The sequence below is a fragment of the Bathymodiolus thermophilus thioautotrophic gill symbiont genome (assembly GCF_003711265.1).
Lineage (GTDB): Bacteria > Pseudomonadota > Gammaproteobacteria > PS1 > Pseudothioglobaceae > Thiodubiliella.
Window position 1 is genome coordinate 2,258,663 of sequence record NZ_CP024634.1, and the last position, 21,066, is coordinate 2,279,728.

The 21,066-nt window shown below is 37.5% G+C and carries 27 protein-coding genes and 3 tRNA genes; 19 read left to right on the top strand and 11 right to left on the bottom strand.

Annotated features, from left to right (window positions below; all coding sequences use genetic code 11):
* Nucleotides 1–6 precede the first annotated feature (6 nt).
* Both ygfZ and MS2017_RS07875 read right to left on the bottom strand, forming a co-directional pair.
* Nucleotides 7–654, bottom strand: coding sequence for a CAF17-like 4Fe-4S cluster assembly/insertion protein YgfZ (ygfZ, locus tag MS2017_RS07870; protein ID WP_122951846.1), 648 nt, complete (start codon nucleotides 652–654; stop codon nucleotides 7–9).
* Nucleotides 655–868: 214 nt separating this feature from the next.
* Nucleotides 869–1,450: a urate hydroxylase PuuD gene (locus tag MS2017_RS07875; protein ID WP_084032323.1), complete on the bottom strand. Its 582-nt coding sequence runs from the start codon at nucleotides 1,448–1,450 to the stop codon at nucleotides 869–871.
* 372 nt (nucleotides 1,451–1,822) lie between these two features.
* Between MS2017_RS07875 and mutM the strand changes: the two genes are divergently transcribed.
* The 3 genes from mutM to MS2017_RS07890 are packed head-to-tail and all read left to right on the top strand — an operon-like array spanning nucleotide 1,823 to nucleotide 3,244.
* A complete protein-coding gene (gene mutM / locus MS2017_RS07880; RefSeq protein ID WP_071564470.1) occupies nucleotides 1,823–2,632 on the top strand; it encodes a bifunctional DNA-formamidopyrimidine glycosylase/DNA-(apurinic or apyrimidinic site) lyase in 810 nt (269 codons plus the stop codon).
* A complete protein-coding gene (locus MS2017_RS07885; protein WP_337925549.1) occupies nucleotides 2,629–3,024 on the top strand; it encodes a S24 family peptidase in 396 nt (131 codons plus the stop codon). The genes mutM and MS2017_RS07885 overlap by 4 nt, the downstream gene beginning before the upstream one ends.
* A 1-nt stretch (nucleotide 3,025) precedes the next feature.
* Nucleotides 3,026–3,244, top strand: a complete 219-nt coding sequence (locus MS2017_RS07890) for a DUF2798 domain-containing protein (RefSeq protein ID WP_071564472.1) — start codon at nucleotides 3,026–3,028, stop codon at nucleotides 3,242–3,244.
* On the opposite strand, the gene pgeF is transcribed toward MS2017_RS07890, so the two are convergent.
* From pgeF to MS2017_RS07920, 6 genes are all read right to left on the bottom strand, one after another.
* Complete coding sequence (gene pgeF, locus MS2017_RS07895) at nucleotides 3,225–3,953, bottom strand: peptidoglycan editing factor PgeF (RefSeq protein ID WP_122951847.1); 729 nt, start codon at nucleotides 3,951–3,953, stop codon at nucleotides 3,225–3,227. The two genes, MS2017_RS07890 and pgeF, sit on opposite strands and share 20 nt — an antisense overlap.
* On the bottom strand, nucleotides 3,940–4,884 hold the full coding sequence (rluD, locus tag MS2017_RS07900; RefSeq protein ID WP_071564473.1) for a 23S rRNA pseudouridine(1911/1915/1917) synthase RluD: 945 nt from the start codon (nucleotides 4,882–4,884) through the stop codon (nucleotides 3,940–3,942). The genes pgeF and rluD overlap by 14 nt, the downstream gene beginning before the upstream one ends.
* Nucleotides 4,881–5,081: a hypothetical protein gene (locus MS2017_RS07905; protein WP_122951848.1), complete on the bottom strand. Its 201-nt coding sequence runs from the start codon at nucleotides 5,079–5,081 to the stop codon at nucleotides 4,881–4,883. The genes rluD and MS2017_RS07905 overlap by 4 nt, the downstream gene beginning before the upstream one ends.
* Before the next feature lie 30 nt (nucleotides 5,082–5,111).
* Nucleotides 5,112–5,188 (bottom strand) — tRNA-Glu (locus MS2017_RS07910).
* Between the two features lie 84 nt (nucleotides 5,189–5,272).
* A tRNA-Glu gene (locus MS2017_RS07915) sits at nucleotides 5,273–5,347 on the bottom strand.
* 15 nt (nucleotides 5,348–5,362) lie between these two features.
* A tRNA-Ala gene (locus MS2017_RS07920) sits at nucleotides 5,363–5,438 on the bottom strand.
* A 74-nt stretch (nucleotides 5,439–5,512) separates the two neighbouring features.
* Here MS2017_RS07920 and MS2017_RS07925 point away from each other — a divergent pair.
* The 9 genes from MS2017_RS07925 to MS2017_RS07960 are packed head-to-tail and all read left to right on the top strand — an operon-like array spanning nucleotide 5,513 to nucleotide 12,935.
* Nucleotides 5,513–6,235 (top strand): MBL fold metallo-hydrolase, encoded by a 723-nt coding sequence (locus MS2017_RS07925; protein ID WP_071564474.1) that lies wholly within the window; start codon nucleotides 5,513–5,515, stop codon nucleotides 6,233–6,235.
* A complete protein-coding gene (gene nadD, locus MS2017_RS07930) occupies nucleotides 6,232–6,798 on the top strand; it encodes a nicotinate (nicotinamide) nucleotide adenylyltransferase (RefSeq protein ID WP_122951849.1) in 567 nt (188 codons plus the stop codon). Before MS2017_RS07925 ends, nadD begins: the two co-directional genes overlap by 4 nt.
* On the top strand, nucleotides 6,791–6,916 hold the full coding sequence (locus MS2017_RS11820; RefSeq protein WP_257468770.1) for a hypothetical protein: 126 nt from the start codon (nucleotides 6,791–6,793) through the stop codon (nucleotides 6,914–6,916). The genes nadD and MS2017_RS11820 overlap by 8 nt, the downstream gene beginning before the upstream one ends.
* Before the next feature lie 5 nt (nucleotides 6,917–6,921).
* Entirely contained in the window at nucleotides 6,922–7,254 is a 333-nt protein-coding gene (gene rsfS, locus MS2017_RS07935; protein WP_071564476.1) for a ribosome silencing factor, read from the top strand.
* Entirely contained in the window at nucleotides 7,230–7,718 is a 489-nt protein-coding gene (gene rlmH / locus MS2017_RS07940) for a 23S rRNA (pseudouridine(1915)-N(3))-methyltransferase RlmH (RefSeq protein ID WP_241156920.1), read from the top strand. The genes rsfS and rlmH overlap by 25 nt, the downstream gene beginning before the upstream one ends.
* 41 nt (nucleotides 7,719–7,759) lie before the next feature.
* Nucleotides 7,760–8,419, top strand: coding sequence for a glutathione S-transferase family protein (locus MS2017_RS07945; RefSeq protein ID WP_071564478.1), 660 nt, complete (start codon nucleotides 7,760–7,762; stop codon nucleotides 8,417–8,419).
* A 29-nt stretch (nucleotides 8,420–8,448) separates the two neighbouring features.
* On the top strand, nucleotides 8,449–10,860 hold the full coding sequence (locus tag MS2017_RS07950) for an efflux RND transporter permease subunit (protein ID WP_122951851.1): 2,412 nt from the start codon (nucleotides 8,449–8,451) through the stop codon (nucleotides 10,858–10,860).
* Nucleotides 10,860–11,654 (top strand): outer membrane lipoprotein-sorting protein, encoded by a 795-nt coding sequence (locus MS2017_RS07955; RefSeq protein ID WP_071564480.1) that lies wholly within the window; start codon nucleotides 10,860–10,862, stop codon nucleotides 11,652–11,654. The genes MS2017_RS07950 and MS2017_RS07955 overlap by 1 nt, the downstream gene beginning before the upstream one ends.
* On the top strand, nucleotides 11,655–12,935 hold the full coding sequence (locus MS2017_RS07960) for a DUF1302 family protein (protein ID WP_122951852.1): 1,281 nt from the start codon (nucleotides 11,655–11,657) through the stop codon (nucleotides 12,933–12,935).
* A gap of 187 nt (nucleotides 12,936–13,122) precedes the next feature.
* Here the strand turns inward: MS2017_RS07960 and arsC are convergent, their stop codons facing one another.
* Nucleotides 13,123–13,470: an arsenate reductase (glutaredoxin) gene (gene arsC / locus MS2017_RS07965; protein ID WP_071564482.1), complete on the bottom strand. Its 348-nt coding sequence runs from the start codon at nucleotides 13,468–13,470 to the stop codon at nucleotides 13,123–13,125.
* A gap of 15 nt (nucleotides 13,471–13,485) precedes the next feature.
* Here arsC and MS2017_RS07970 point away from each other — a divergent pair, with 15 nt between their 5' ends.
* Nucleotides 13,486–13,992, top strand: coding sequence for a TlpA family protein disulfide reductase (locus MS2017_RS07970; protein WP_122952242.1), 507 nt, complete (start codon nucleotides 13,486–13,488; stop codon nucleotides 13,990–13,992).
* Here the strand turns inward: MS2017_RS07970 and epmB are convergent.
* Nucleotides 13,989–14,924: an EF-P beta-lysylation protein EpmB gene (gene epmB, locus MS2017_RS07975; RefSeq protein ID WP_122951853.1), complete on the bottom strand. Its 936-nt coding sequence runs from the start codon at nucleotides 14,922–14,924 to the stop codon at nucleotides 13,989–13,991. The genes MS2017_RS07970 and epmB overlap by 4 nt on opposite strands.
* Before the next feature lie 66 nt (nucleotides 14,925–14,990).
* Nucleotides 14,991–15,176: an Alvin_2107 family globule sulfur oxidation protein gene (locus MS2017_RS07980; RefSeq protein ID WP_071564484.1), complete on the bottom strand. Its 186-nt coding sequence runs from the start codon at nucleotides 15,174–15,176 to the stop codon at nucleotides 14,991–14,993.
* A 125-nt stretch (nucleotides 15,177–15,301) separates the two neighbouring features.
* Here MS2017_RS07980 and uvrD point away from each other — a divergent pair, with 125 nt between their 5' ends.
* From uvrD to MS2017_RS08010, 6 genes are all read left to right on the top strand, one after another.
* Entirely contained in the window at nucleotides 15,302–17,476 is a 2,175-nt protein-coding gene (gene uvrD, locus MS2017_RS07985; RefSeq protein WP_122951854.1) for a DNA helicase II, read from the top strand.
* A 134-nt stretch (nucleotides 17,477–17,610) separates the two neighbouring features.
* On the top strand, nucleotides 17,611–17,838 hold the full coding sequence (locus MS2017_RS07990; protein WP_122951855.1) for a DUF6500 family protein: 228 nt from the start codon (nucleotides 17,611–17,613) through the stop codon (nucleotides 17,836–17,838).
* 300 nt (nucleotides 17,839–18,138) lie between these two features.
* Entirely contained in the window at nucleotides 18,139–18,702 is a 564-nt protein-coding gene (locus tag MS2017_RS07995) for a DUF2278 family protein (protein ID WP_122951856.1), read from the top strand.
* A gap of 14 nt (nucleotides 18,703–18,716) precedes the next feature.
* Entirely contained in the window at nucleotides 18,717–19,178 is a 462-nt protein-coding gene (locus MS2017_RS08000; protein ID WP_122951857.1) for a hypothetical protein, read from the top strand.
* A complete protein-coding gene (locus tag MS2017_RS08005) occupies nucleotides 19,178–20,251 on the top strand; it encodes a serine/threonine-protein kinase (RefSeq protein ID WP_071564489.1) in 1,074 nt (357 codons plus the stop codon). The genes MS2017_RS08000 and MS2017_RS08005 overlap by 1 nt, the downstream gene beginning before the upstream one ends.
* Nucleotides 20,252–20,716: 465 nt before the next feature.
* Nucleotides 20,717–20,920: a hypothetical protein gene (locus MS2017_RS08010; protein ID WP_122951858.1), complete on the top strand. Its 204-nt coding sequence runs from the start codon at nucleotides 20,717–20,719 to the stop codon at nucleotides 20,918–20,920.
* Nucleotides 20,921–21,066 lie beyond the last annotated feature (146 nt).

Consider the following 21,066-nt stretch of genomic DNA (forward strand, 5'->3'; position numbering starts at 1 on the left):
TGTGTATTACGAAGGAAAATTAGCCAATTCAAGTAACTTAACTGGTTGGTTGTTGATAAAAATAGTATTGTCTTTTTCAGCAATTTTAAGCACGGCAAAAAAGCGAGATTTTACCTGATTAAGCACCGTTCCAACATTTTTTGTAGCGTCTTCTAATGTTAATTTGTCCAATGGATTGACTTCAAAATCACACTCAAATTGATATAACCTGCGTTTCGGCGTACCCAAATAATGCACCCTTGCCACCACTTCCTGCCCCGGATAACAACCTTTGGTAAAACTCACGCCCACTTCATCAATATCCAAATTCAAATCTTGTGGAATAAATTTTTCACTGGTTGCTAATGTTACCTGCGCTTCCTCAATAACCTTTTCTTGACAATCAACCTCATTAAAAACCACTGCCGCATTCAGAGCGAACATTTTCAAGCGATTTTGCACCACTGCTTTCAAATCTAATGCAAAGTCTAAATAAAAATCATCACCCTGCTTTTGCACCCACATCAACGCAATAATTCGCCCTTGATGCTGACAATAAGCATTCAACTGCCATTGTCCATCAACAATTTTATTAATTTCATTCGACAATTGTCCTTGCAAGAAACTTTGCGCATCTTTGCCACTAACTTTTAAAACAGGTGTTCTTGTTATCATAATTAAAGTAGATTATACCATTTTTAAAAAATAATCATATTGAGACCTTTGCATAAATATGGATGATTAGCAAAATTCAATTTTCACCCACTCGGTAGTTTTGTTGGTAAAAATGAGTGCTTAGTGAATGTGATTATTTTTTGAAAATGGTATTATACAATAGACGAAAAAAAACCGAGTATAAAACTCGGTTTTTAAAATAAAAGCGACTATTTTAATGCCATGCAATCATCGTTAACAACATTGGCACAGATAAAATCACATTAATGGAGGAAGCTAATGCCGCATTCTTCTTTGCAGTTGCAATCTCACCATCAGTTGCAGATTTCATACCTAAAATCTTTTGCTGATTTGGCCAAATAATAAACCACACATTAAATGCCATAACCGTTCCCATCCATGCGCCAATACCAATAATTTGATACCCTTTTGCAAAAGTAAATGCACCCATAATACCGTCCATACCACGAGATTGTAATGCCAATAATACCAAGCCTAAAATCCAAGTTGTTGCCGCTGCCATACGAAACCATAATAAAGCACGAGGAGCAATATATTTACCAATCGCCGCTGGACCCGGACCCTCTTTATCAGCCAATGCTTGACCCATACCTGGTACTTGAACAAAATTGAAATAATATAACAAACCAATCCATAAAACGCCTGCCGCAACATGCAACCACACTGCCATCGTGTAATGCGTCATATTTGCTTGTCCATTAAAAGACACAAAAACGATAGCCGCCAAAATAAAACCCATTAAAATTTTTCCTTTTACCGAATTGATAAAACCCATCTTTTTCTCCATTGTTATAATAATTGACTATTATAATAAGGTATTTAAGATTGTGTGCTATTTTTTTTAAGTTATACCCCACTATAAACCCCCAACAATTTCAGACAACAATCTAAACAAAAAAAATCAAAGTAGTGATTTTTGGTTGATTTATGCAAAGGTCTCTAGTAAAACCTACCTATAGAGACCTTTGCATAAATATGGATGATTAGCAAAATTCAATTCTTGCTCACTTGGTAATTTTCTTAAACCTTGTCCTGGCAGAGCTAAGGCTGGGTTTAAAAAATTACCAAGTGGGTGAAACGAGAATTCTTGATGATTATTTATATTTATACAAAGGTCTCCTATAATACAATTACCTAATGATAACCAATGCCAGAACTACCTGAAGTTGAAACCACCAAACGAGGACTTGAACCTTTGATTGTCAATCAAAGGATTGAACAAGTGCACCTATATCGAGACAATTTGCGTTGGGAAATACCCAAACATTTGCCAAGGACATTGGCTCATCAAACTGTTAATGGAATTGAGAGGCGAGGCAAATATTTACTCATTAGGTTTGGCGTAGGCACGCTGATTATTCATTTGGGAATGAGTGGCTCAATTAAAGTGGTGGATAATGAGATAGCACTCAAAAAACACGACCATTTTGAATTAACATTTACGAATGGCAAGCGTATGCGTTTGAATGACCCTAGGCGTTTTGGTGCGGTGTTATTTACTGAGAATAACACACATCCCTTGTTGGATAATTTAGGTGTTGAGCCGTTAGAAGTGGTGTTTAATGAAGAATACTTGTATGGCAAATCGCGCAAAAAACAGCAGAATATTAAGGCATTTATCATGGACAGTAAAGTCGTGGTTGGCGTGGGCAATATTTATGCATGCGAAAGTTTATTTCGTGCGGGCATTAACCCTGAGCGAAAAGCTGGTAGTATCAGTAAAAAACGCTATGTGCTTTTAACACAATGTATAAAAAATATTCTTACTCAGGCAATCAAGGCTGGTGGGACAACTTTGCAAGATTTTTCTGCTGTAGATGGCAAACCGGGATATTTCTCACAGACTTTGTCAGTGTATGGGCGTGAAAATGAAAACTGCACGCAATGCAACGGTAAAATAGCGCGAATTGTACAAAATCAACGATCGTCATTTTATTGTAAAGGATGTCAAAAATGAGTAAAGAAACTTTTGAAACTAATTGCGGTACTAATTCAGAACCATTTGCCTTGCAAAATTTAGGCACTTATATGGAGCCTGAATTTAGTGAAAATTGCATTTTAATTATTGACCCTGGTATGCAAATTCATCATCGTGCTTATGCAGTAGTGCGTTACGAAGATGAATTATACTTTCGTCAATATATTGAACGGGGCAATAATAAGTTTTTAGTACCATTAAATACACAACATGATGAAATTGAAATAAAAAATGAATTTGAGACCATTGGATGCGTGGTGCAACAAAAACAGCGCAAACAAAAACCACTGCATTACTATCATTTAAATGTTAAAACAAAAGAAATGGATTTCACCATCTCTGGTAAAGAAAAAATAAAGGAAGGAAAATAATATGGAAAAGAAAGTACACTTAATATTTAGTATCGTTATGTCGCTATTTATGATTAGCATCATGTCGTTTGTTGTTACTTATATGAACATCGGTTGGGTTGACGAAACCATTGAAAAATGGCTCTCTAGTTTTGCTATTGCCTGGCTAGTAGGTTTCCCATTATTGTATGTTTTTGCGCCAATTTTTAAGCAAACAATTATTAAGTCGTTATCCAAATAAGGTGTGCCATTCTGCCTGAGTTTGCACCATCTCGACGATAGGAAAAATAATCTTGCTCCTGCTCAACAGTACACTGGTCGCCACCACTAATTGTTGTAACGCCTAAATTATTCAAAATAAGACGGGCAACTTGGTAAATATCTAACTGATATTTTTCACCTGTTTGCACGAATGCCGCACTAAGTTTGTCATCTTTAGCAATAAATTGTGCAAACACCTCCTTGCCAACTTCAAGGTTTTTTGATGAAATCGCCGCACCAAAATGTATTAATAAATCACGCTCATTAAACTGCGCAATAAACGCCTCAATCACACCATTAAGAATCCCTTGCCAGCCCGCATGAGCAACCCCCACCTGCGTGCCAGACTGATTGGAAGCAAAAATCGGCAAACAATCAGCCGTCATTACCGCACAAATCACACCTTTTTCACGGGTAACAACAGCATCCCCTTCACAATCATTAGACTGTGCATCTAAGCAAATATTAGAATGAATTTGATTCAGCCATTTTGGCATGCTTGGCAGATCAAAATGCGTGACCAATAATTCACGATTATACGCAACAGCATCAAGATTATCACCTGTATGTGTGGCCAAATTAAAATTATCATAACTACACTTGCTTGCCCCACCCTGTAAATACCGTGGCGTTGAAAGTAACCTAACATTGTTTGGAAGATTAAAAGACCTTTCCTTATGCGGCATCATAGCTTTGTAAAATTTTAATTAAATCTTGCATATCTTCTGGCAATGGTGCTTTCCACGACATTTCTACTGCTGAAATCGGGTGGGTTAAGGTCAGTTTTTTAGAATGTAAGGCTTGACGATTAAAACTTTTTAATGCTTCTTTAAGTGCCTCATCTGCTTTTTTTGGAAAACGAATTTTGCCCCCATACATCGGGTCGGCAATCAAAGGATGCCCAATGTGCGACAAATGCACACGAATTTGATGGGTGCGCCCTGTTTCTAAAATCGCCTTAATATGCGTATGATGGGCAAATCTATCAATCACACGATAATGTGTAATCGCCTGTTTACCCTCTTCCACCACTGCTTGTTTAATGCGGTCTTTAGGATTGCGTCCAATCGGCTCATCAATAACACCACCTGAAATCATATGCCCATACACAATAGCAGAATATTCCCTAGACACACTGTGCGTCTGCAACTGTTCAACCAAGTTTTTTTGCGCCAACTCACTACGCGCAACCACCATTAACCCCGAAGTGTTTTTGTCCAATCGATGCACAATACCCGCCCTATCAAGATTGGCAAGTGCAGGGTCATGATACAACAGTGCATTTGCCAATGTGCCCGTCCAATTGCCCGCACCCGGATGTGTGACCAAACCCACTGGTTTGTTGATAATAATAATATCTGCATCCTCAAATACGATATTTAACGGTATATTTTCTGCCACCCAATCATTGGTCTTTTCCACCTTAATGCTGAGTTCCACAATCTCACCACCCAATACTTTTTCTTTAGGCTTAAAGGTTTTTCCATGAATCAATGCACGCCCCAACCTCACCCACGCTGTGATTTTAGAGCGAGAATAATCAGGCAACATTAATGCCAATGCGCTGTCAATGCGCTGTCCAATAAGCCTATCTGGGATAATAATATTAAGTTGATTCATATCAATAGCAAAAAATAGATTCCATAGTGATTATTCATATTTATGTTTAACTTGAGGCCTTTGCATAAATATGAATGATTAGCAAAATTCAATTTTTGCCCACTTGGTGATTTTCTTAAACCCTGTCTTAGCAAGGCTAAGGCTGGGTTTAAAAAATTGCCAATTTGGTGAAAAGTGGATGCTTGATGATTATTCATATTTTATGCAAAGGTCTCAACTTTATAATTTGGCGTCCCGTAAGAGATTTGAACTCCTGTTATCAGGATGAAATCCTGAGGTCCTGGGCCAGCTAGACGAACGGGACAAATGCCTATTATATAGTCCAACTACATTTACAACGAACAAAAAAAATAGCCCAGCATCATTACAATACTGGGCTATTCAAATATGGCATCGCCTAGGAGAATCGAACTCCTCTTACCAGGATGAAAACCTGGGGTCCTAACCGATAGACGAAGGCGACATAACTTTTTTTACTTGGTGGAGCTAAGCGGGATCGAACCGCTGACCCCGACACTGCCAGTGTCGTGCTCTCCCAGCTGAGCTATAGCCCCATAAAATACTGGTGACCAAATAAAAGAAACAAATTATAGCGTGTATGGCGAATTAGTCAAGTTAAAATACCGCTATGCTAGAAAAAAAATACATTGAAAAAACTTTTACCCTAGAAATCCTCTATCACATTGGTGCATTAGAGGATTCTATTCATTTTATCTTTGACCACGATAGTAAAACTTGTGCCATTGTTGATCCGGCGTGGGATGCATCATTATTCATCCAACGAATACACGATAAAGGCTATACGCTTACTGATATTTGGCTAACACATTGGCATTTTGATCACACCAATGCAGTGGATGAAATTGTAGAAAAAACAGGTGCAAAAATTACTGTAGGCGTTCACGAGGTGCCTTATTTGCAAATTGACAGTTTGCCTGAAACAGTTGAAAACAACGACACTATTTTTATCGGCAAGACCCCTGCTAAAATTATTAATACTCCCGGTCATAGTGCTGGTGGCATTTGTTATTTGCTGGATGGGCATTTGATTGCAGGGGACACGCTCTTTGTTTATGGCGCAGGACATTGCTCCTTGCCAGGTGGCAATATTGCTGAATTATTTAATTCCATGCAAACACTCAAGCACATTGATAATGAAGTTATGCTACATTGTGGTCATGATTACGGCTGCAAAATTGAAACCACGATGGGGGAGCAAAAACAGGGTAACGCTTATTTATTGATTGACAATGAAGCGGATTTTGTGCGCTTTGTAGAAGGTATGTCAGTTGGTCAATACCCTTATCCAACCGAAGCGCTGACCAAAACAGAAGTTCAAACCATGTTATGATCGGCTTCTTCGGCGGTTCGTTTGACCCTGTGCATTATGGGCATTTAAAAACGGCTCGTGCTCTCAAAAAAGAGTTGGGATTGACACAACTTTTTTTAATGCCTTGTAAGGCTCCTGTGCATAAAAGTGCCTTACAATTTTCCAATCAACAACGCCTTGATATGTTAAATTTGGCAATCGCTGAGTTTGATGATTTACAGCTTGATAGCCGTGAAATTAACCGACAAAGTGCCTCTTATACCATTGACACGCTCAAACAAATTAAAATAGATTACCCCAATAAAAAGATTTTTCTAATTATGGGTGAAGACAGTTTTAACACATTAGAAACTTGGAAAAACTATCAACAACTTAGCGACTATGCACAATTGGTAGTGCTACCCAGATTGTCCGAACTTGAGGGTTCAATTTCTCGTATGGGGGTATATTTTGCCAAAACACTGTTAGTTAATATTTCATCGACGCAAATTAGAAGTAAAATACGCAATCAAGAAAACTTATCAGAATTATTACCTGAGAACATTATTAAATATATTGGAAAGACCCTGCACAAATATGAATAATCATCAAAATCCACCTTTTGCCCACTTGGCAATCTTTCCAACGACACTCAGTAGCCCTCTAGGAAGGCAAAAATTGAATTTTACTAATCATTTATATTTATACAAAGGTCTCACTTAAAAACTATGAATTTAAAACAACAACTAAAAGCAGTTACCGACATTATTGACGAACTTAAAGGGGAAAATGTTGTTACTCTAAAAGTTTTGCAACAAAGTGCAGACATTGAGGCAATTGTAATTGCCACAGGCCGTTCTACGCAACATGTGCGAGGCATCGTTAATAATGTCAAAATTGAAGCAAAGCGCTTGGGAATGAAGGTTGTTGGCATTGAAGGTGCAGAAACGGGGCATTGGATGTTGATTGATTTGGCAGAAGTGGTGGTACATGTCATGACTGAGAAAACCAGAGAGTTTTACAAGTTGGAAAAATTATGGTCGGGAACGGACGACGAGTGAAAATCAACTTAATTGCCATTGGTAAAAAAATGCCTGACTGGATACAAACGGGAATCACTCATTATCAAAAGCAATTGCCCCGTGAACTCAACTTTAGCTTGACCACGCCCGAAGCGCAAAAACGCAAAGGCAAAAATATTGAGCAAATCAAACAACTTGAAGGTGAATTACTAATGAAAGCCAGCACCCATGCAAATTTGATTATTGCTTTTGACGAACACGGCAAACAACACACCACCAAAGAAATCGCCACGGCAATGAAAAATTGGCAACAAAATGGCGACAGCGTGGCTTTGTTGATTGGCGGTGCTGACGGTTTAAGTAATACCATTAAACAACAGGCTCATCAATTATGGGGATTGTCAAACCTAACTTTGCCCCATTCAATGGCACGATTATTGGCGGTGGAGCAGATTTATCGTGCCCATTCATTATTAACCAACCACCCCTATCATCGGGAATAATTTAGAGGAAGCAGAAGCTTTCTTACTACAAGGAGAAAAAAATGAAATTAGAACTTATTAGCTTTAAACTTTGTCCATTTGTACAACGGGCAGTGATTTCATTGGAAGTACAAAAAATTGATTTTAAAATGACTTACATCAACCCAATGGACCCGCCAGATTGGTTTAAAGAAATTTCACCCACTGGACAAGTGCCATTACTTAAAGTTGACGATCAAGTTATTTTTGAATCCTTAGTGATTACTGAGTTTATTGAAGAAATAAGCACACACAGTTTTCATCCAAAAGAGGCTATACAGAGGGCTAATAATCGCTCTTGGATTGTGTATTCTGGAGAAATGTTAGGCGATATGTTCGGCATAATAACAGGCGATGAGGAAAAATTTCACACTTCGAAAAAAGCGTTATTTGAAAAATTAACAAAGATTGAAGCAATTAAAAACCAAGAAAAATTCTTTAATGGCGATGAATTTAATATGATTGATGCTGCTTTTGCACCAATTTTTATGCGCCTAGCTTGGATGAATGAATTTACCAATAACACCCTATCTATCACAGAATTTAAACATTTAAGCGCTTGGAGTGATGCAATTTTAGCCCTTGATGTGGTTAAAAACTCTGTGGTTGATGGGTTGGACGATGTGTATTATTCAAATATTGAAGCACGCGAAGGTTATCTTTCAACCTTATTAATCGATTAATTATTTTTTTAAAACTTACGGATATTACAATGAACTGGCGACTAAAAATAGAACAAAAATTTGAGAAATTATCAGATTTTATTTTTGAAAATAGCAAAAAAACTATTTTGGCAATTTTGCTGATAGTGGTGGGACTTGGCTCTAATTTGTCACACCTTAGAATGGACACCTCAACCGAGGGTTTTTTACATAAAACCGATGAAATGCGCATTAAATACGATGAATTTCGTGACCAGTTCGGCAGAGATGAAAAAATCTTAATTGCGGTTGAAACTGAAGATATTTTTAACCTTGATTTTCTTAAAAAACTGGCAAAATTACACCAAGAATTAGAAAATAATTTACCCTACATTAAAGAGGTCAATTCTTTGATAAACGCCAGAAATACCCTTGGCACAGCGGACAGTTTAATTGTTGAAGATTTGTTTGACAATTATAAAATTGACAAATCCACGCTCAATGCCAAAAAACAACTGGCGACTGCCAATCCTTTGTTAAAAGATTTGTTGTTTAATGGCGATAAAACTTTTACCAACATCGTCATTGACACACAAACTTATTCTAGTTTTGATAAAAATGGCAAAAAAATAGTCGTCAACGAAGCAGATGAGTTTGCCGAAGAAACAACAAACGATGCGCCAAAAATATATTTAACAGACAATGAAAACACCAAAATCATTGAAGCAGTACAACAAATTACCAAAAAATATGAAGATGCCAACTTTACCGTTCATCTCGCAGGTTCGGCACTATTTGCAGGCGTTATTAAGCAGGCAATGAGAAAGGACACGCAGAGTTTTATCCAAAAAATGCTACTCATGGTAATTTTGGTGTTGGCACTAATGTTTAGGCGTGTTTCAGGGGTTGTTTTGCCGCTCATTACTGTTGTTTTGACAATCGTAAGTGCCGTTTCATTAATGGCACTGTTTGACGCACCCTTTACCGTCGTCACTCAAATTATGCCTTCGTTTTTATTGGCAGTTATTACCGGGGCAAGCATCCATCTTTTGGCAATGTTTTATAAAGACTTTGCCAAAACTGGGGATAAAAAATCAGCACTGCGCTTTGCCATGGGGCACTCTGGCTTTGCCATTGTAATGACCTCGCTTACCACTGCTGCTGGCATGTGGTCGTTCTCATTTTCTGATGTCGCACCTGTTGCTGACTTAGGCATTTTTGCCAGTGCCAGTATTGTATTGGGGCTGTTGTTTGTTTTGGTATTATTACCTGCCATGCTTGCTACTCTGAAACTTAAGCACAAACCCATTGCTGCACACAATAAAAAAATGGACACTTTTTTACACAAAATTGCTGATTTTTCTCTAAACCACGCCAAATCCATTGTGTCAATTAGCGGTATTATGATTATTATTGCCGTCTTGTTTGCAACACAAATGAAATTTTCTCACCACCCACTCATTTGGTTTGAGGCTGACAATCCTGTGCGTGTTAGCGTTGAAACGATTGACAAGGAGTTAAACGGCTCAATGACTTTAGAAATTATTGTCGATACTGGACGGGAAAATGGTCTATATGAACCAGAGATATTACAAAAAATTGAAAAGGCAACCGATTATCTTAACACCTTAAAAGAGGGAGAGGTTTTTGTTGGTAAAACGATAACACTGGTTGATGTGTTGAAGGAGACCAATAAGGCGTTAAATGCGAATGATGCAGCGTTTTATAAAATTCCCACGAACAAAGATTTGATTGCACAAGAACTGTTTTTATTTTCCAATAGTGGCAGTGATGATTTGGAAGATTTTGTTGATTCTGGCTTTTCTAAGGCACGCATAACGGTCAAAGTGCCTTTTGTTGATGCCATTAAATACAATGAGTTTTTAGATAAAATCCAAACCCATATTACACAAGAATTTAACGCCAAAACCGATGTATCTTTCACCGGCATTGGTGTTTTGCTGGCCAGTATTATGGAAAAATCCATTCATTCTAGTGCAATGAGTTACATTCTTGCCTTTGGACTTATTGCCATTATGATGATAATTTTAATTGGCAATATTAAAATTGGCTTGATTAGCATGATTCCAAATATCCTACCGATGTTGACCATTGTGGCATTGATGGTTGGTTTTGGCATTCCTTTTGATATGTTTTCAATGCTTGTGGGGGCGATTGCCCTTGGTCTTGCCGTTGATGATACCGTGCATTTTATGCACAATTTTAATCGCTATCGCCTAGAGGGAAAAAGCGTCGATGAGGCAACGAGACTAACCTTTATTGGAACAGGGCGGGCGATTATCGTTACTTCTGTTGTGCTTTCCCTTGGGTTCTTAGTGTTGCTAAGTGCCAGTATGACCAATATGTTTAATTTTGGTGTTTTGACTGCCAGTGCTATTTTTGTCGCCCTTATTGCTGACTTTTTACTGGTGCCTGCCATTATGAAATTATTAGAAAAACCGAAACCTTTGGAGCAAAAATAATGAAAAAATTACTCTTACCCGCCCTTTTATTAAGTGCTAGCGTTAACGCCTTAACGGGCTTAGAAATTATGCAAAAAGTTGATGCCAGAGATGATGGCAGCAGCGTTGTTTCCACTTTGCAAATGATTTTAATCGACAAACATAAAAAACAACGCATTCGACAAATGCGCACATTCTCCAAAGATATCAATAAGAATACCGAATATAAATCTGTCTTTTTTCTAACGCCCAGCGATGTTAAAAACACAGCGTTTTTAACCTTTGATTATAGTGGAAATGATAAAGATGACGACCAATGGATGTATCTCCCCGCACTCAAAAAAACCAAACGCATCCCAGCCAGTGACAAAGACGGTGCCTTTATGGGCAGTGATTTCTCTTATGCCGATATGACGGATAAAAATCTTGATGATTATCATTTTAAATTGCTAAAAGAAGGTGTTATTAAACGCAAAAATGGTAAAAATCCAGTATGGATTATTCAATCTTTGCCAAAAAATCAAGCGGTGATTGATGAAACTGGCTATACCAAAAGCATTTTATACATTCGCAAGGATAATTTTATGCTCGCCCGTGCTAAGTTCTATCTTAAAAAGGCCAACCGAGTCAAATATATGGATGTTCGTAAAATGGAAAAAATCGACGGCATTTGGGTGGCAACACAAACAACAATGACGACAAAATACGGCAAACAAACCCTACATAAAACCATTTTGAGTAATCGTGATATTAAAATTAATGTTGCCATTGATGATGAAATGTTCAGCGTTCGTAAAATTGAAAAAGGCTTGTAAATGAAGTTAATTTTATTGTTTTCATTGCTTTTAACTGCTTTTTTATCGAATGCTGAAGAAGAGTTTGACGATGGATTTGATGATAATATTGACGATATTATCATCGAAACTGCGCCGCCGCCTGAAAAAAATTCGGTGTATGGTTCTGTCAATTTCGAAACGCATTACAATCTCAATAACAATAAAAATATATCTTCTACAAAACTGCTACTGGACTTAACCACCGATTACAAAATGGACAATGGTTTTAAGGTAAATAGTAATTTGAAAGCCTATCATGACTTTATATTTTATGCCAGCAACAACTACGAAACAACGCCTAGCAACTATGAAAACGAGTTGAATTTAAATGAATTAAATATTGAAGGCAGCATTAACGCCAACCTTGATTTTAAAATCGGCAGACAAATTGTCGTTTGGGGCAAATCTGATTCTATTCGCATTACCGATATTCTAAATCCATTAGACAATCGTGCACCGGGATTGATTGATATTAAAAATTTACGCCTTGGTAGGTTAATGAGTAAATTAGATTATTACCAAGATAACTTAAAATTTTCTACCGCTATTTTGCATGAAAATCGTTTTAGTGAAAATCCAAAATTCGGCTCTGATTTTAAAAACAGCGCCGATTTGCCAGAGAATACCCCCAGCAATGGTTTAAAAAATACGGGCATTGCACTGAGCCTCACTGGCGAGTTTTCTGGCTATGATTTTGGGGTATATTTTGCCGATACTTACCTTGATAAACCTTATTTTAAAGAAGGTGCTTTACAGTTTGATAACCGATCAAAAATGTTGGGTTTGGCCTACAACAAAGTGGTTGACAGTTTTTTATTAAAAACAGAAATCGCCTATTTTAACAATATTAAATACACGGGACTGAATGACACAAAGTCAAGAATTGATAGTTTAATCGGCGTAGAGTACACGGGCATTAGCGACGGCTCAATTGGCTATGAATTGGCACTTAGAAAAATCAATCATTATGACGCTATCATCAATACCCAATTCAATAATTTCACCCGACAAGAAACCTATCAACACGCCTTACGCTTTACCCAGTCATATCTCAACCAAACCCTAAACTTAACTGCAATTTCAGGTGTATTTGGCAAACAAGGTGACGCAGGAGGTTTTGCTAGAATTTCATTAGAGTATGCCATTGATGACAAACTTTCAATAAGCGGCGGCATCATTGATTATATTGGCGGTTCTACTGCCACTGATGCAATTAAGAATAACGATAGAATTTTTACTAAAATCAGTTATTCTTTTTAAAGAGGTCTTTGCATAAATATGGATGATTAGCAAAATTCACTTTTCACCCATTTAACAATTTTTTCCAACAACACACCAAAAAGGCAAGCCCAATCGTAGGGAACGGTTTGTAACCGTTCCTCCCTCGCACAAGGTGTTTACCCTCTAAAAAAAGCAAAAATTAAATTTTGCCAAGTTCTCTCAAGATTTAAATAATCGCCAATACATTCTCAGGCGGTCGTCCAATTACCGTGCCTTTATCGGTTTTCACAATGGGACGCTCAATTAGAATTGGATAATCAACCATGGCTTGGATTAAATCAGCTTCGCTGAGTGATTCGTCTTCTAAATTATTAGCCTTATAAGGTGCCTCATGGGTACGCATTAGTGATCTGGCATCTAATTTTAATTGTCCAAGCAATGTTTTTAGTTCCTCAGCAGAGGGGGTATCGTCTAAATATTTAATTATCTGAAAATCAATGCCTTTTTCTTCTAAAATACCTAAGGTCAACCTAGATTTTGTGCATCTGGGATTATGATAAATTATTGCACTCATTTTAAAACCTCATATATGAAAAAAATCTTTATTATACTCGCTATCATTCTTCCCTTAAGCGTCGTTCATGCAATGACACTGGGGGAACTTTTCTCTAAAGACGATGCCCCAAAAAAAATTCAACTACCTAAATTTTCAGTGGTGGATATGAATGGCAAAGTACACAACAATGACACCGTTAAAGGCAAATACTTGGTGGTTAATTTTTGGGCAACTTGGTGCCCACCTTGCTTGAGAGAAATCCCTGCTTTTGTTGATTTTTATGACAAGCATTCAGACACAGTGGAAATCTTAGGAATGGATTACGAGCAAGCCAGTATTGAGAAAATTACCGAGTTTACCGAGAGTTTTATGGTGAGTTATCCTATTATTCTATCTAATAACAAAAATCGTGCTGAATTTGAAAAATTTGGCAAAGTAGTGGGTATGCCAACCACCTATATTTACACCCCCGATGGCACATTGATTAATCATTATATGGGTGAAGTTAGCATGAAAACTTTAGAAGAAGCCATTCGCTAAAGCCAAGTTTTGGCTGCTAAATTTTCATCTCTTACCAATCTAGGCACTAAGTAGCCACTGAGTTTTTTGCCTAATTCTCTGTGTAATTTAGTGGCAGTTGCATCATCAACTAAAAAATGCTCTGCACCGCTCACTTTATCCAACAAATGTAAATAATAAGGCAAAATTCCCAAGGCAAATAAATCGGTAGAAAGTGTACTTAAAACCGATACAGAATCATTCACATCCTTGAGTAAAACCGATTGATTGAGCAAAGTTACTCGGGTTAATTGCTGTATCGCTTTAGCGAATTTATTTGACAATTCATTGGCGTGATTCACATGAGTAACCAGCACAACGCTCAATCTAGTTTTGTCTAACATTTTTACCAATTCGACGGTTATTCTACTCGGCGTTACCACGGCACTGCGTGTATGAAATCGAAGATTTTTAATGTGCGGAATGCGCTCAATATTGTTAATTAAAACCTGTAATTTTTCATCACTTAAACTCAACGGGTCGCCGCCACTTAATATCACTTCATTTATTTGCGGATGGGTGCGAATATAATCTTCAATCGCTTGCCAGTTGCTGATGGCGTCATGCTCGCTGTAATTAAAATTTTGTCTAAAGCAATATTGACAATGAATGGCACAAACCCGAGAGGCAATTAATAACACTCGATTGGGGTATTTATGAATAAGTCCTGCCACAGGAGAATTCTTCTCATCTTCTAATGGTTCGACTGAAAAACCCTGTTGTTCAATTTTTATCTGCGGTAAAACTTGTTTTAGCAGTGGGTCGTTTGGATTGCGTTTATCAATAAGATTGGCAAATTCTAAAGGGATTTTAATGGGAAAATTTTGCTCTGTAAATTGCTCGCTGTGAAAAAAAGCGTTACATTTATCTGCACCCTTAAGTGTGTTTCTAGTATTTTGTTGCCAATGGCTCATTAAGTAATACCCCACAAAAAAGCCCCGTGAACGGGGCTTTTTTTTAAAATTTGTTAGTCTGCAAGATTAGCAAAAACTTCCAAAGTTTGAATCTGTATGCTCTTTACCATCTTCAAAGCCAGACTCCCACTCGTCAGTAATTCTTTGCTCTTCAATCTCAGGATTGTTTAAAAAACCAGCGACCCAACCTTGAATATAGTTGTCGTTTACGCCCATTTCTTCCATTTTTTTAACGCCTTCATAATATGTCATTACTGCTACTCCTTGATAAATAATGTTTATAATTTCCCACTTCTTAATCAAACTTAAAATGTTGGGATAAGATGTAAGAGAAAGGCAATATTATAACCATTTAAAACAAATACACAAGAAAAAATATGAATTTATCTGAAATAATTGACGGACTAAATAGCGAACAATCTCAATCAGTTACGCTGAATGACACACAAAGTGCTTTAATATTAGCAGGCGCAGGCTCTGGAAAAACCCGAGTGCTAACCCATCGTATCGCCTATTTGGTCACACAAAAAAACCTTCACATTGATGCCATCTTGGCAGTTACTTTCACCAATAAAGCAGCCAATGAGATGCGCGAACGCCTTAATGTGCTACTCAGGCGACCTATTAGAAGTATGTGGGTTGGTACTTTTCACGGTTTGGCACATCGCCTATTGCGCACCCACCCTACTGAAGCCAATCTGAGCCCTCAATTTCAAATTCTTGACCAACAAGATCAATATCGTATTGTGAAGCGCTTGATGAAAGAAAACCAGATGGATGAAAGTAAGTTTCCAGTTAGAAAAGTCCAATGGTTTATCAATCAGCAAAAAGACGAAGGCATTCGCCCCAACGATATTGAGGCGGGACATAATTTCTTTGTCAAAAAAAGTCTTGAAATATTTAAACTCTACGAAGCACATTGTCATGCCAATGATTTGATTGATTTTGCCGAATTGCTAGTGCGTAGTTACGAATTGCTAAAAAATAACCCAGTGCTACTCACACACTATCAAACCCGCTTTGCACATATTTTAGTAGATGAATTTCAAGACACAAACACCGTGCAATACAAATGGATTAAGTTATTGTTTAATGGCGATAATAAGGTGTTTTGTGTTGGCGATGACGACCAGTCTATTTATGGTTGGCGTGGTGCAAAAATTGAAAATATCACCAAACTTACACAAGATTTTGCCCCACTTCAAACCATTCGTCTAGAGCAAAATTATCGCTCAACGGGTAATATTCTAAACGCCTCAAACGCACTCATTACGCACAATTCAAATCGTATGGGCAAATCCCTATGGACCGATGCTGGCGAAGGTGATTTGATTGATTTATATGAAGCACGCACAGAAATTGACGAAGCAGATTTTGTCGTCAGCGCCATTCAAAAACACCTTGACAATGGCGTATCAGCCAGCGAATGCGCCATTCTTTATCGCTCAAATGCACAATCCAGAGGATTTGAAGAACGCTTGATTAAATATAACATTCCTTATATTATTTATGGTGGTTTACGCTTTTTTGAACGCGCTGAAATCAAAGATGCCCTAGGCTATTTGCGCCTCATGGAAACCACCGCCGACAGTGTCGCCTTTGAACGCGTCGTGAATTTTCCAACCCGTGGCATTGGCGCCGCTACCGTTGAAAAAATACGAGCATTTGCACGAGAAAATCAAACCAATTTATTCCAAGCAGCAATCAGTATCGCACCAACTTTGCCCACTCGTGCCGCCAATGCCTTAATTGGATTCACTCAGTTAATTGAAAAAATGCAAGACGACACTCAGCACTTAAATTTGTCTGAAAAAGTTGCCCACCTCATTACGGCATCCGGACTGATCGCACACTATTCCAGCGACAAAACCGATAAAGCTGGTAGCAAAACCGCCAACTTAGAAGAACTGATCGCCGCCGCCGAACAATACCATCACGAAGAAGACAGCGACATGAGCGAAACCTTAGGTTTCCTCTCTTTAGCATCACTTGATTCCAGTGGCGACGCCAATTCACCCCCCGCACAAAATGTGCAACTAATGACCATCCACTCCGCCAAAGGCTTAGAATTTCCTTATGTGTTTTTAACAGGCATGGAAGAAGATTTATTCCCCTCCAGACAGTCCAAAGACGAACCTCATTTAATAGACGAAGAAAGGCGTTTATGCTATGTCGGTATGACCCGTGCCATGAAAAAACTGTCCCTTTCATTTGCCATTAAACGCTTTTTACACGGACAATCCATCTACGCCTACCCCTCCCGTTTCCTCTCAGAAATCCCAAGCAAACACCTCAACCAAATTAAACAAAAATACGGCGCAACACCCCAAAACTACCAAGCAGACGATTCCTTCAACCAAGAAATCACACAAATTACACCAAGTGCAAACGGACAACTGTCCATCGGCAAAACAGTTAAACACACCAAATTCGGCTTCGGCACCATCCTAAATTTTGAAGGCGATGGCGACAGCGCCAGAGTACAAGTCAAATTCAAAACCGCCGGCACAAAATGGCTGATTAGTGCTTATGCCAAGTTAGAGTTTGTTTAATAATGTATTAAGAAATTGTATCTCACTCCTACGCTGAGAAAACAACCTTTTCTTGATAGAAATATGGGTAGATATACTCTTATAACAATAACTAACGGTTCGAAAAAGTTGTTATTTTCACATTATTGGAAGATATGAAAGAATTATTGAAACAAAAAATCATTAGGATTTGCAATAGTAAAATTGAAACAAAGGGTGTGGATGTTGGATTATCATTCTATGCGTTTTTTTCAAATAAAAATGACAATCCTCAGTCGTTAATGGAGGTTGCTGAATGGTGGATTATGACTCACAAACTTAATCATTTTGAAAAGGCAACAAAGATTAAATCCATGATAGAAAATATGGGTGTCAATAAGTAATAGAGAAGAAAAAATACAAAAAATGGAGGTGGATACTTTGACTTACAAAGAGATAATAACAGTCTGCTTTCATTTAATTACACGCTAACCCTAATATTATCTATCAACAAAACAATTAAATACACTAAATTCGTCTTTGATGTCGCACTGAACTTTGAAGGCGAGAATTAGGATGTAAATCAAAGTCAAAACTGTTGGCACAGCATGGCTGATTGGCACTTATACTAATTTAAAATTTATTTCACTATTTTTTTGGATTAAGGTAGAATATAAATTCCTTTATGAATTAAATTTTAAATTATGTCACAATGTCACACTCATTATGGATTAATCTCTGGAATACTTCTAAAAGACTTTGAAAAAGGTGCGCATCCACATTTATATCTTTATATTAAGAATGATACTGAAGAGCCCTTTAGAGTGGCAGTTAATGTGAGAGATTACGATGATTCTGATGTTTTCTTTGCTCACATTAAAGATTTAAAGGCTGATTTTCTCAAAAATTTATCAACACTAAAGAATGGTGCTTATTATCTACAACCCGCAAATCAAGAAAATTCTTTAGATTACATTAAAGAAGAATTTATTAAGGAAGCACATTTTATTCAAACACCCGAGGAAGAATTGGGTAACACCCTTCTGGACATACTCAAACCCTACATTGATGCCGACAACGGTTCTAGGGTAACTGCTTACGGTTCTCGTTTCCCTGGTGGAATACATGACATACACATGAATCAAGGCTATCCACACTCATCATTGCCTTCTTGCCAAGACGGTGCTTTAATTTTATATGATGCGATTAATGATAAATACGAAGGGTTGTTTTTTCATTTCCACAGTCAAACACTTACAGCGCCTTAATTCAAGGGGTAAGTTTGAAGTTATTGGGAATTAGGACGGCACCAACTCAGTTGCGTTATGCGCTCATTAAAGTTGACGATGATAATAATTGTAGTCTTGTTAATGGCAACAGTGAAAGTTTAATCAAAGTTCCTGCTGGTATGGATGATTTTAGCGAAAAGCTTTCTTGGCAAAAAGATGAAATCGACAGAATCATAAGGCAAAATCAGGATGTAAAAAAAATTCTCTTAAAAATTGGCGAGTATGGGAGAAGCGATACAAAATCTAGCCGCCTAGCTGCTTACTTTGATGCAGTGGTTATTTTGGCAGCCAAAGAAGCCAATATTCCAATTCAAACTAAAGTATATAATCAACTTAGCACTAAACGCAAGCAGGTTAAAGAGCATGCAGAAGCGCGTATTGGTCGAACAGAAAAATACTGGAATGAACAAATTGCTGATGCCATAGTGGCTGCATGGTCAGGGCGTCATCTCTGATGGCATTAAATATAACGCTTAACCCTGGGGACAGCCTTTATAAGTATCAATTAATTCGAAAAATTGGAGGTGGTAACTTCGGGGAAGTTTGGCTTGCTGATGATGTAACTATATCAAAAGAAGTGGCGGTTAAAATTCTTGATGAAAGCATGGTGCCTGTAGCAGAAAATTTAAAAGAGGCGCAGATTGGCCACTTGCTTGAGCATCAGAATGTTGTTCATGTGCATTATGCTGATGTGGTGGGTATATTGGGGGTTAATGTGGTGATTATTGCTATGGATTTTCACCCACATGGATCAACAGTTGGAATGCTCAATCCGTCTAATTTTTTATCAATTATTCAGTCGATAAAAATCATGATTGACATTCTCCGAGGGTTGGAATATTTACATGAGAAAGGTCTTTATCATAATGATATCAAACCCTCTAACATCCTTGTTGGCCCTCGTGGCGAGGGCATTCTTACAGATTATGGTATTTCTTGTTTGGCACCTAATCTACAGCCAGCTCAGGCACCAAATGCCTATATTCTTCACAGAGCCCCTGAGACAGGCGTGCATAACAATATTTCTGTCCAAACTGATATATATCAAGTAGGCCTTACTCTATTTAGATTGGTAAATGGCATAGGCTTAATACAAGAACTCCTCCTCGCTCATGGTCAAGACAAGTTCGAACAATTAAAAGCACAAGAAAAAATACCAAAAGCAAGTAACTATCAATTATTTGTGCCTCCAAGTTTGAAACGAATAATTTCCAAAGCCATCAAAGCAGATCCAAATAGTCGCTATCAATCTTCTTTAGAAATGCGCCGAGCATTAGAACAAATTGCCATATATGGCTACTGGTCAACTGATTCTACTGGCTCTTACTTGGGTTATTATGACAAGCAAGTATTTAGGTTTGAGACAATAAAGACTAGGACTGGTCTTAAATTCCAAGCATATAAAAAACGCTTAGAAACTGGAAAGGAGGTAAAAATTGGAAAAATGTCCTCGTCTTGTGCCAACGAACAAGAAGTAAAAAAATTAAAGAAAAAATTAATGTTAGCCGTTGTTAGTGGCAGTCTATGACCTAACAAATACTTACGAAGGTTGTTTTAATTATTGCACCAAGTTAGCATTTGCTTAATACCCCAAGAAGTCATGCCTCGTGCGTAGAAACGAAAATGATGCTTAACCCTAATATTTCACACATTTATTAAATGAGACCTTTGCATAAATATAAATAATTATCAAGAATCCACTTTTCACCCACTTGGTAATTTTTTAAACCCAGCCTTAGCTCTGCTAGGACAAGGTCTAATAAAATTACCAAGTGGGCAAAAATTGAATTTTGCTAATCATCCATATTTATGCAAAGGTCTCTAAATAACTAACCTGTTTTCTGTTATCATACTTTACTAAAATTAACTGTAAACAGTATTCAACTTAGTTTTTTAACCTTGTCTTAAGCAAAAAAGGTTTAATTATTTTTTGACAGGATTTATTTTTAATATAGCACTTATAACAATTAACTTTCACAGCAAGAGAAAAAAAATGAGATTAAATCAAACAATAATAATTTTAATAATATCCATATTTGTCATTAGTTGTAGCGCAACTCCTGGAGATGCCGCATATCGTGGAGGGCATCCGGTTCAAGCAGCCAATCTTTATATGCAAGGTGCAAAACTAGGAGACAGTGACGCCGCCCTAAAATTGGCTCGAATGATATCTGAAAGCGAAGTATCTATCTCCTAATATGGAAGTGCGACAAAATGGTTAAAACGCTCATGTGAATTAAAAAACAATGCTGGCTGTCATAATCTCGCCCTTGTCTATGAGTACGGAGAAAATGGAGAAAATAAAGAATATACAAAGGCACAAGGGTATTATTTATTAGCAGC

Coding starts and splice junctions, on each gene's coding strand:
- pgeF (WP_122951847.1), bottom strand. CDS start 3,953: ATGATGCCGCATAAGGAAAGGTCTTTTAATCTTCCAAACAATGTTAGG.
- MS2017_RS07875 (WP_084032323.1), bottom strand. CDS start 1,450: ATGGGTTTTATCAATTCGGTAAAAGGAAAAATTTTAATGGGTTTTATT.
- MS2017_RS07925 (WP_071564474.1), top strand. CDS start 5,513: ATGCTAGAAAAAAAATACATTGAAAAAACTTTTACCCTAGAAATCCTC.
- rluD (WP_071564473.1), bottom strand. CDS start 4,884: ATGAATCAACTTAATATTATTATCCCAGATAGGCTTATTGGACAGCGC.
- MS2017_RS07970 (WP_122952242.1), top strand. CDS start 13,486: ATGAAAAAAATCTTTATTATACTCGCTATCATTCTTCCCTTAAGCGTC.
- MS2017_RS08005 (WP_071564489.1), top strand. CDS start 19,178: ATGGCATTAAATATAACGCTTAACCCTGGGGACAGCCTTTATAAGTAT.
- MS2017_RS07885 (WP_337925549.1), top strand. CDS start 2,629: ATGAGTAAAGAAACTTTTGAAACTAATTGCGGTACTAATTCAGAACCA.
- MS2017_RS07960 (WP_122951852.1), top strand. CDS start 11,655: ATGAAGTTAATTTTATTGTTTTCATTGCTTTTAACTGCTTTTTTATCG.
- nadD (WP_122951849.1), top strand. CDS start 6,232: ATGATCGGCTTCTTCGGCGGTTCGTTTGACCCTGTGCATTATGGGCAT.
- epmB (WP_122951853.1), bottom strand. CDS start 14,924: ATGAGCCATTGGCAACAAAATACTAGAAACACACTTAAGGGTGCAGAT.
- MS2017_RS07980 (WP_071564484.1), bottom strand. CDS start 15,176: ATGACATATTATGAAGGCGTTAAAAAAATGGAAGAAATGGGCGTAAAC.
- MS2017_RS08010 (WP_122951858.1), top strand. CDS start 20,717: ATGAGATTAAATCAAACAATAATAATTTTAATAATATCCATATTTGTC.
- MS2017_RS07950 (WP_122951851.1), top strand. CDS start 8,449: ATGAACTGGCGACTAAAAATAGAACAAAAATTTGAGAAATTATCAGAT.
- uvrD (WP_122951854.1), top strand. CDS start 15,302: ATGAATTTATCTGAAATAATTGACGGACTAAATAGCGAACAATCTCAA.
- MS2017_RS07905 (WP_122951848.1), bottom strand. CDS start 5,081: ATGAATAATCATCAAGCATCCACTTTTCACCAAATTGGCAATTTTTTA.
- rsfS (WP_071564476.1), top strand. CDS start 6,922: ATGAATTTAAAACAACAACTAAAAGCAGTTACCGACATTATTGACGAA.
- arsC (WP_071564482.1), bottom strand. CDS start 13,470: ATGAGTGCAATAATTTATCATAATCCCAGATGCACAAAATCTAGGTTG.
- mutM (WP_071564470.1), top strand. CDS start 1,823: ATGCCAGAACTACCTGAAGTTGAAACCACCAAACGAGGACTTGAACCT.
- MS2017_RS07990 (WP_122951855.1), top strand. CDS start 17,611: ATGAAAGAATTATTGAAACAAAAAATCATTAGGATTTGCAATAGTAAA.
- MS2017_RS07955 (WP_071564480.1), top strand. CDS start 10,860: ATGAAAAAATTACTCTTACCCGCCCTTTTATTAAGTGCTAGCGTTAAC.
- MS2017_RS07890 (WP_071564472.1), top strand. CDS start 3,026: ATGGAAAAGAAAGTACACTTAATATTTAGTATCGTTATGTCGCTATTT.
- ygfZ (WP_122951846.1), bottom strand. CDS start 654: ATGATAACAAGAACACCTGTTTTAAAAGTTAGTGGCAAAGATGCGCAA.
- rlmH (WP_241156920.1), top strand. CDS start 7,230: ATGGTCGGGAACGGACGACGAGTGAAAATCAACTTAATTGCCATTGGT.
- MS2017_RS11820 (WP_257468770.1), top strand. CDS start 6,791: ATGAATAATCATCAAAATCCACCTTTTGCCCACTTGGCAATCTTTCCA.
- MS2017_RS07945 (WP_071564478.1), top strand. CDS start 7,760: ATGAAATTAGAACTTATTAGCTTTAAACTTTGTCCATTTGTACAACGG.
- MS2017_RS07995 (WP_122951856.1), top strand. CDS start 18,139: ATGTCACAATGTCACACTCATTATGGATTAATCTCTGGAATACTTCTA.